The 2782-nt window shown below is 49.9% G+C and carries 2 protein-coding genes and 1 pseudogene; 1 reads left to right on the top strand and 2 read right to left on the bottom strand.

The window, feature by feature from the left end; all coding sequences use genetic code 11:
* The first annotated feature begins 799 nt into the window (after window positions 1–799).
* On the top strand, window positions 800–1195 hold the full coding sequence (locus AO277_RS12345; protein ID WP_044320148.1) for a hypothetical protein: 396 nt from the start codon (window positions 800–802) through the stop codon (window positions 1193–1195).
* Window positions 1196–1526: 331 nt separating this feature from the next.
* On the opposite strand, the gene AO277_RS12340 is transcribed toward AO277_RS12345, so the two are convergent.
* Both AO277_RS12340 and AO277_RS29875 read right to left on the bottom strand, forming a co-directional pair.
* The gene (locus AO277_RS12340; protein WP_044320146.1) at window positions 1527–1832 is read right to left on the bottom strand and encodes a hypothetical protein; all 306 of its coding nucleotides are present in this window, start codon (window positions 1830–1832) and stop codon (window positions 1527–1529) included.
* Between the two features lie 856 nt (window positions 1833–2688).
* A pseudogene (locus AO277_RS29875) lies at window positions 2689–2782 on the bottom strand (IS5/IS1182 family transposase); the annotation flags it as partial.

The following is a 2782-nucleotide window of genomic DNA, read 5'->3' as shown; positions in this document are numbered from 1 at the left end:
AGCGGCTATGGCTCAGCAGTCTAAAAATAGCGGCCTACTTCAGACCATTCCTAGTAAGCGTTGGAAGGTAGTGTTTCCTGAAGATAATAAATTTAATCAGGATTCACTTCATAAACTGCTTGCCGTATTTGACCGAGCCCCCAGAGCGATAGAATTTGAGAAGGCGACATCCATTGCTCGCCAAGAACAGCCAGGAATTGATGGGCACGTAAGCTCAATCGTCAACGATATAGCGGCTGACCTCCAGATTTATAATTGGTACGGCTGGGTTCAGGAGGCCTGCTGGGAGCATATACCCGCCCTTCATGACAGTTTTGTTGAAGGTGCTAGGTCCGCAAGGGTAAAGCTCCCTAGTTGGATTTTTCCGAAAGGGAGCTTTTCGGACATCGTGCTTTCAGCGTCCGATATGATTCACAAGGCAAATTATGCCGTTGATCTGCTATTAGAACGGGGAGAATACGAAGACCACAGGAAAACTTATCGGGGAGTCCACGCCTATAAGCGGTACAATAACCCTAACTATGACAGCGATAACCGTGACCATATCGCTTGGGCTAAGACCTACGTCACCAGTTTCAAAGAATTCGTAAAAGCAGCAAACCTTTTTTGCGAAATTGTACGCGAGCAGTTAGACCCTTCCTTCCTATTGAAGATGGGAAAGCTAATGTTTTCGGACGACTTCGCATCTTGGTCGGAAGTGCCTGAATACACTTTAACTGAGCGCCAAAGCGTTTTAGAACCTAGAAAGTCTGTATGTTTGGATGCAGCATTAACTAATAAAATACAAGCGACTACGGGTATGTCTCAACTGAGCCTGCGTTTAGCGCCAAGGCCTATTGTTGAGTACAACGCTTTTTTGGACAAGGCCTTCGGAAACGGCCCCTGCACCTGCATGCGTTGTAGGGCTAGTGGAGGTGATGAAACCGGTTATGAGCACCAGCACACCTTCAATTTCGAAGGTGTCCAAAAAAATCGTCGCTTTGCTGCTACCTCCTCCAGCGATGTCTCGCAGCTACTGAGAAAGGCCTGGTGGTCCTATACCAAATCCGAAATGGCGGTTAGCGGAAGTTTACCGTTGGGCGTAATCAAAGAGTTTGTCGAGCCCGAACTACACAAGCTACTAGTACCGCTTTTGGTAGCCAGTGGAATGGTCAAAGATATCGCGGGGGATTTACAGCTACAAGAGTCAAGATAAGAGGGGCATTCGAAAACCCTACCGAGACGAAAAAAGTAGACTGGGAGTCCAAGGGCAAGCCTTTCCCACAGGAATGATAATTTTCTGGCTGACCCAAGCCTATTGCTGTCAGCATTGGGCCTTCGCTCTGGGCCGATTGCTGCCTATCGACACCGTCAGCTTTGGGTCGAATTTAGTCGGTCAATGACACCCAGTATGCTAATCAAGTCGAGTGCAAACAGGCGGTAAAGTCCATGCAATTACTGTTCTACCTGTTTAAGGCAAGCCCCGAGACCCCACTACACTCATCGGGCGGAAAATTCTGGCGGAATCCGCTCACGACGATGGATCACTACTCGGTAGAGAGGCCCCCCAGCGCAAGTACCTCATGATCCGCCAGCCCTTGCCTCCGCTGGGCCAATCCGAGTGGGGAAATGAGCGCGTTGTGCTCGATAATTTCCTGTTCAAGCAACCGCCCTAGAAGCAGCAGCTCACCTTGCACCTCAAGTGCCCGAAGTCGTTCGGGAGAATTAAACGCCCAGCGATCAAGAATCTGCCAGCCGCATGCATGATACGAAGTGGATCGGCGGACAGAATCGATGGTCGTAGCCGCCAGAATGTCGGACGCGATGCTCAATGGTGTGTGGCTAATCAGCATGGGCAGATTCCCTTTGTTGTAGGTAATTGATCATTCGTGTGTTCTGCGCAACGGAAGAGGTTCTGAAGCCACCTTTGCGCCTCAGCTCTCGAATGTGAGCGAGTGAAAAACCGAGAGCAGATAGAACAGCAACATCGTCAGAAGCCAGCGCTTGATTGGCCAAACGCATAGTGGCGTTGGCTTGCTTCAGTTGAGCGATATCTACCTACCAAACACTGCCTGCAGTTACGTCCGCCATCGGGCTACTCCGAATGGGTAAGTGAAGGCTCCGTCAACCTGTTAAGTGCTGAAGATTGCATGCAGCCGTGCCTCCGTATTGTTCACGTCCGTCGTTCTAAGCGCGAGGCTGAACGTCGGAATAGCCAAATCGCTGGTCAACAGCCCCAAACGATGGTTGCTCTTGCCAACTGGAAGGATGCGCCAGGACCGTATCTCATCCAAACGGAAAAGATGTCCGTCCTGACCTACGGGGTACGCCAGCAACCTTTTCGATTCCAGGTCGACACCAACGTAGGCGTCATTGAGCTTCGCGAACACCTTGACTTGAGCACGGAATCAAAAAAGCCAACCGGATCCAACCAGTAGCACATGATTTTATGTGTTTTCTGGCATAGACTAACGTAGTCCTCGATCGTGATCGTACGCCCTAATGACCTATGATGAGTTTCTAAATGAACTGGCAAAGTCCGGCTTGACTATCCGGGCATTCGCGCAGCTAATGAGAATGAATCGCAACTCAGTTTCGAATTACGCTCGCTATGGAGAAATACCAGGCCATCTAGCAGTGATCGCCGCTTTAATCGCGGAAATGAATATGTATGGCGTTGATTACAGAGCTGTCTTGGCTAGAGTGAACCTAGGGTTTGTCTGAAAAGTCAGCCCGCAAGCATCTTTCGATGCAAGCCAGTGTGACCATCGCTTTAAAGCTACTTGCCAGCTTGTCGTAACGC

Origin of the sequence: Pseudomonas amygdali (genome assembly GCF_002699855.1) — a bacterium.
In the GTDB taxonomy this organism is placed as follows: Bacteria; Pseudomonadota; Gammaproteobacteria; order Pseudomonadales; family Pseudomonadaceae; genus Aquipseudomonas; species Aquipseudomonas amygdali.
Note: the sequence above shows the minus strand (reverse complement) of the source record. Positions and strands in the feature narration are given on the sequence as shown.

What these genes read in the sequence shown, in the direction of transcription:
- AO277_RS12340 (WP_044320146.1), bottom strand. Translation starts at nt 1,832, where the DNA reads ATGCTGATTAGCCACACACCATTGAGCATCGCGTCCGACATTCTGGCG.
- AO277_RS12345 (WP_044320148.1), top strand. Translation starts at nt 800, where the DNA reads ATGTCTCAACTGAGCCTGCGTTTAGCGCCAAGGCCTATTGTTGAGTAC.